Origin of the sequence: Vibrio sp. A11, assembly GCF_013048705.1 — a bacterium.
Lineage (GTDB): Bacteria > Pseudomonadota > Gammaproteobacteria > Enterobacterales > Vibrionaceae > Vibrio > Vibrio metschnikovii.
Genome location: NZ_VHSI01000021.1, coordinates 22,172 through 28,574, shown reverse-complemented (window position 1 = coordinate 28,574; position 6,403 = coordinate 22,172). Strand labels below are relative to the sequence as shown.

General features: G+C 44.2%; 3 protein-coding genes. All 3 read left to right on the top strand.

Features of this window, described 5'->3' with window-relative positions:
- The first annotated feature begins 303 nt into the window (after nt 1–303).
- On the top strand, nt 304–2,169 hold the full coding sequence (locus FKQ60_RS15865; protein WP_170906743.1) for a DUF4105 domain-containing protein: 1,866 nt from the start codon (nt 304–306) through the stop codon (nt 2,167–2,169).
- A gap of 255 nt (nt 2,170–2,424) precedes the next feature.
- On the top strand, nt 2,425–4,788 hold the full coding sequence (locus FKQ60_RS15860) for a DNA polymerase II (protein ID WP_170906742.1): 2,364 nt from the start codon (nt 2,425–2,427) through the stop codon (nt 4,786–4,788).
- Nucleotides 4,789–5,033: 245 nt separating this feature from the next.
- Nucleotides 5,034–6,320 carry an HAAAP family serine/threonine permease gene (locus tag FKQ60_RS15855; RefSeq protein ID WP_170904818.1) on the top strand — a complete coding sequence of 429 codons (1,287 nt, stop codon included), beginning with the start codon at nt 5,034–5,036 and terminating at the stop codon, nt 6,318–6,320.
- Nucleotides 6,321–6,403 lie beyond the last annotated feature (83 nt).

The following is a 6,403-nucleotide window of genomic DNA, read 5'->3' as shown; positions in this document are numbered from 1 at the left end:
ACCAGTACTCGTCTGTTAACATTGTTCTTGGCATGATGGGTTGTCATGGTTAGTTTTTGGCGAAAGTAATTATACCAGCCCATCATGCTGTCTAATAATCCATCACGAAAGATCAACAAGCCCTAATCTAAATACCTTAGTTGCTCAAGATCAAGCTCTTGCTGCTTACACTATCTAATCGCTGATTCCTGACCAAAGCAAAAGCCTAATGGTTGAGTTTTAGGTTGATGAATAAGCTACCTATAGAGTGCCCGATAAGGGCACTCTTTATTTATTTTCGTCCCCCCAAAGAACACGATAAGTATGAGACTTTCTGCTAGACATTACTGCCATTGGCGCTCCTTAGGGTTCTTTTTACTCAGCGTAGTATTAACTCGCCCCGCCTTCGCCAGTTCAGAACTGAACACGATGGATCTCTCCACACACCCTTATTGGCTAAAATTAGGTCACTATCTGCCTCGATGGGGAGGATATCGCAGCACTATCGATTCAACGCCATTTTTCCTTGCTCAAGACGGTAAAATTAATCCGCAAGCCGAGTTACAGGCGACATTAGATACGCTTTATCATTCCGATCCGGCCATAGCAGAGCAAGCTCGCTGCACTTATCCAGCACGTTATACATGGATAGAATCACAATTAGGCCGTACAGCTCAGCTTAATTGTCCAGAATTAGACAATTGGCGCACCGTGATCGATCCGGCAGGGATGACTTTGGTCTTTCCTACTGCGTTTATGAATAATCCCTCTTCGATGTTTGGTCATACTCTGCTCCGGATTGATGCAAAAGATCAAACTCGTCATCAAGAGCTGGTCGCGTTTGCGATCAATTTTGCCGCCGAACCCGAAGGCAATGACAACCCTGCATTATATGCGATGAAAGGTTTATTTGGTTTTTATCCGGGTAGATTCACTGTGATGCCTTATTATCGTAAAGTGCGTGAATACAATGACATTGAGTCACGTGATATTTGGGAATATCCCTTGAATTTAACTGAGCAAGAAGTCGAACGAGTGCTGCTGCATTTATGGGAAATGCAATTAGCCGAGTTTGATTACTATTTCTTGGATGAAAACTGCTCATACCAACTGCTCGCTTTATTAGAATTGGCTCGCGATGATCTTTTTTTAGTGGAAGATTTTCCTTTTCAAGCCATTCCATCAGATACCGTCAACGCCTTAGCCAAACGCGGCTTGATTGATACCCCGCGTTATCGGGAATCATTCGGTACGCGTTTAATCCATCAGTCACAGCAAGTCTCTCCAGAGCTTTTTCAAGCAGCAAAACTGGCGACACAAGGTCAGTTTCCTGACCCTAACCAGTTTAACGATCAGGAATTAGCCACAATTTATGAATTTGCTTATGAATGGCTCAATTTTCAATTGTATGATCAAGGCTTAGAACGCGATCCGACGGCGCAGCGGCTGACGCAATTATTACGACTGCGTAGCCAAATCAACGCCCCATCACCTTTTGAGCCCGTACCGATACCGGCTTTTTCTCCTGAACAAGGGCATGGTTCGGCACGACTCGGCATCGGTGGGCAGTATTGGCATCATACACCATCAGCGTTAAATCTTGAGTGGCGCGCCGCCTATCACGACTTATTAGATGCTCAGCAAGGCTTTATTCCTGGCGCACAAATTAGCTTTTTGGATCTACAATTAAGTCAAGATCAACATAACACCACACGTTTAGAAAAGTTGTATCTGCTTGATGCCATGACAGTAGCGCCAAATCACAATCTATTCTCTAGTGCATCATGGAATATGCGACTTGGTTTTGATCGCCAGCCAAGCCAGCAACAACGTCAAGGACGGTGGTTTGTGCAAGGTGGTTATGGTCAGGCATGGGGTGACCCCAATAACTTACACAGCTATGGATTAGCCTCACTGGCATTTAATCATGGTTCACTGACCGATTATCGTCTTACCACCGGTGTGGGGATGGAAGCAGGCGTCCTCTGGCAAGTGGCAGACAAGCACCGTTTAGGGTTACAGGGACAATACTTGGCTTTATTGAATAGCGCTGCCGATCATCATAGCCAGATTAATTTAACGTGGAACTGGAGTCTTGCTCGTCATTGGGCACTGCGCAGTGAAATTCGCTATCAGCATTGGCAACAAGAAGAAATGAGTGCAAAAGTCACTGGTTATTTTTATTACTAAGCGCGACAAGTAAATCGCAGTGGCCCATTATAATAATGCTCACTTTAGTTTAGAAATATCATGAACTTGATAAGGTCCACTATCGGCAAAACCTCAAATTACACCGACCTCAACGCGTCCTGACGCGAATAGCAGAAGATGGTATTATCTTCTGCTATTTTTTAGGTATCCCCAAACGACTTGATGTTACAGATAGACGACAAGTAGCAAAGGAAGATATCTTCTGCCTAAATACTGCCATCAATAAGGTTGACCGTGACTCTCGAATCAGGTTTTGTCCTCACCCGCCAAGCAAAAGATATCAACGGTAAAAGTCACATTGAGTTGTGGCTGGCGACAGATCAAGGGCCAACACAGTTGATTATCGAGGGCGAACAAGCGGTGTTCTTTATCGAACAAACGCAGATTCAAGCCTGCCAAGCCATCGCCAAACAACAGCAAATAACCGTTGATATTCGGCCTCTTGAGCTTAAAGACTTTAACCAACAGTCACTGGCAGGTTGTTATTTTGCGAGCCATTATCAAGCATCCAAACTGGCTCAAGCGCTCCACCATGAGAATATCATCACTTTAGAAGCCGATATTAAACTGGCGGATCGCTATTTAATGGAACGATTCATTCAAGGCAGCCTTGAGTTTACCGGCACCATAACCCACTACGGCGACTATCGCCAAGTCAGTCAAGCAAAATGCCGACAAGCCGACTATTTACCACAACTCCATGTGGTTTCATTAGACATTGAATGCTCAGAGAAAGGCTTACTCTACTCCATCGGCCTGCATAGCCCCATCGATAGTCGTGTGATCATGGTCGGCCAGCCACAGTCCGCTGAAACCACTATCGAATGGGTCAGCGATGAATATCACTTACTCAATGCTTTAGTCGATTGGTTTCAACGCTTTGATCCGGACGTGATCATTGGCTGGAATGTGATTGATTTTGACTTTCGCTTACTGCACAAGCGGGCCGAATGGCATAAATTAAAGCTCAAACTTGGCCGAGCTAAGCAGGCCAGTTATTTTCGATCAGCTGCACAAACGAACCAAGGCTTTATTACCATTCCCGGACGCGTAGTACTGGATGGAATCGATACCTTAAAAACCGCCACCTATCAGTTTCGCTCTTGGTCTTTAGAGGCCGTGTCCCGTCAACTGTTAGGAGAAGGAAAAGCCATTACTCAGCCGCACGATAGAATGGAAGAAATCAATCGCCTTTACCGACAAGATAAACCTCAGCTCGCCCATTATAATCTGCAAGATTGCATTTTAGTCGAGAAGATTTTCCAACACACTCATTTACTAGACTTTGTTATTCAACGCTCTCGATTAACCGGATTAGAGTTAGATAGAATTGGCGGCTCAGTAGCCGCTTTTACGAATCTCTATCTGCCTCAACTACACCGTGCAGGGTATGTTGCGCCCAACCTGCACTCCGAAAACTGGATTGCCAGTCCAGGTGGTTATGTCATGGACTCTCGCCCTGGCTTGTATGACTCAGTCCTACTACTTGATTTTAAAAGCCTTTATCCCTCAATTATCCGCTCGTTTTTAATTGACCCTTTAGGGCTGATTGAAGGTCTACCACTTGAGATCGGCAATAAACCACATCAAGCGGTCGCTGGATTTCGTGGCGGCCAGTTTCATCGTCAACGCCATTTTTTGCCGGCAATGATCGAAGCACTGTGGGCCGCTCGGGATATTGCTAAGCAAAACAACGAGCCCGCCTTTTCGCAAGCGATCAAAATTATTATGAACTCCTTTTATGGCGTACTTGGATCATCTGGCTGCCGGTTTTTTGATACTCGTCTGGCTTCAAGTATTACCATGCGCGGCCACGAAATCATGAAGCAGACCAAAACCTTAATTGAGGCGCAAGGTTATCAGGTCATTTATGGTGATACCGATTCAACCTTTGTTTCATTAGGTGGCGCATTTAGCCAAACACAAGCTGACAAAATCGGACGTGACTTGGTCTGGCACATTAACCAGTGGTGGGCAACCCATCTTCAGCAAGCCTACGGATTAAGTTCTTTTTTAGAGCTGGAGTATGAAACTCACTACCGCAAGTTTTTAATGCCGACCATCCGCGGCTCAGAAACGGGGTCAAAAAAGCGCTACGCTGGCCTGATTGGTGAACCCGGTGCGGAAAAAATGGTGTTTAAAGGCTTAGAGAGCGCCCGCAGTGATTGGACGCCTCTTGCCCAACGTTTTCAGTCTGAACTGTATTGGATGATATTTCACGATCAGCAGCCAGATGAGTATATTCGCACGACCGTTGAGCAAACGTTAGCTGGGGAGTTTGATCAGCAGCTAACCTACCAAAAGCGCCTGCGACGCAAGCTGCACGAGTACCAAAAAAACGTGCCTCCTCAAGTACGCGCCGCTCGCCTAGCAGATGAAATCAATGCGAGTTTAGGTAGAGCTTTACAATATCAAAATAAAGGCACGATTGAATACTGTATGACACTTAATGGCCCTGAACCTAAGCAGTACTTATCCAGCCCTATCGATTACCAACATTACATTGATAAACAACTCAAACCCGTTGCCGATGCGATTTTGCCTTTTATTAACCGTCAGTTTGAGCAAATCACCGCCGCGCAACTCGGGTTATTTTAATAACCCGAGTTCATATAATAGCCCCAAAAATTAACGCGTTTCCCATCTCATTATTCTGAATAAGAAAATAATTAACATTACCCTTTGTAAGGGAATAAAGCTTTTATATAGAAAAAACGAAAGCCTATTAAGATCACAGTTTCTCTCCCTCAGCGCATTTATGGTAAGCCTCGTCGTTCTTAATTTCAGAGTTATCAATAATTCATAACTATAAAAATAAATACAGCGCAAACTTGGAGAAAACTATGCTATCGACACAACAGGATGTCACGATAACCACCGTATCACCTTCAACATGGCGAAAATCTGATACCGTTTGGATGCTCGGACTTTATGGTACTGCAATTGGGGCTGGTGTACTCTTTCTTCCTATTAATGCAGGCATTGGCGGACTGATCCCTCTGATATTAATGGGCTTACTGGCTTTTCCGATGACCTTTTATGCTCACCGTGGTTTAGCTCGTTTAGTTCTATCATCGACCAATCCTGCTGCAGATATCACCCAAGTGATGTCTGAACATTTCGGAAAAAAAGCAGGTCGTATTTTTACTTTACTGTACTTTGTTTCCATTTTTCCTATTTTGCTGGTCTACGGCGTTTCTATCACCAATACTGTCGAAAGCTTTATGCTGCATCAATTAGGAATAATCCCACCGCCACGCTTTATTCTGTCATTTTGCCTTTTGATGTCACTGATTGGGATTGTTCGTTATGGCGAGGAACTGATAGTAAAAACCATGAGTATTCTGGTCTATCCTTTCGTTTCAGTATTGATGCTCCTTGCTTTATATCTTATACCGCATTGGAATGGCGCAATATTTAACCAAGATCTTATCCTTCACTCCGTGACCAGCGGCGATATGTGGCGAACGCTCTTACTCACCATTCCAGTGATGGTTTTCTCCTTTAGCCACACCCCCATTATTTCCACCTTTGCTAAATCAAAACGCAAAGAATATAGTGACACACTCGCAGAAAAAAAGTGTTCTCAAATTCTCGGTTACGCACACATGATGATGGTCGCGAGCGTAATGTTCTTTGTACTTAGTTGCGTACTCACGCTTTCGCCACAGCAACTTGCCGAGGCCAAAGCACAAAATATCACTATTCTCTCTTACTTAGCCAACTATCTGGATACGCCCGTCATTGAAATCATGGCCCCGATGATCGCTTTTATCGCCATTTCTAAATCATTTTTAGGGACTTATATTGGCGCACAAGAAGGATGTTCTCGTTTAATCAGTGAAGGTTTTGAGCATCGAGGCTATAACATTAAACCCAGTACAATAAATACGTTGACCGTTATCGTCATGCTGATGACCACTTGGCTTGTCGCGACACTAAATCCATCGGTACTGGGAATGATAGAAGTGCTCTGTGGTCCAATCATTGCTCTTATCTTGTATATAATTCCAATGTACGCGATTCAAAAAATACCCGCGTTAGAAAAGTATCGAGGACTGACCAGCAATACCTTTGTAGTCATCATGGGGATTATTGCGATCTCAGCAACCGTATACGGCTTATTATAAGAAAGAGACGTTGACTCTGTTGGTAAGTTGTTAGTAAAAGTATTGATAACTTACCGTTCTATAACGTAATAGAATGAATGCGC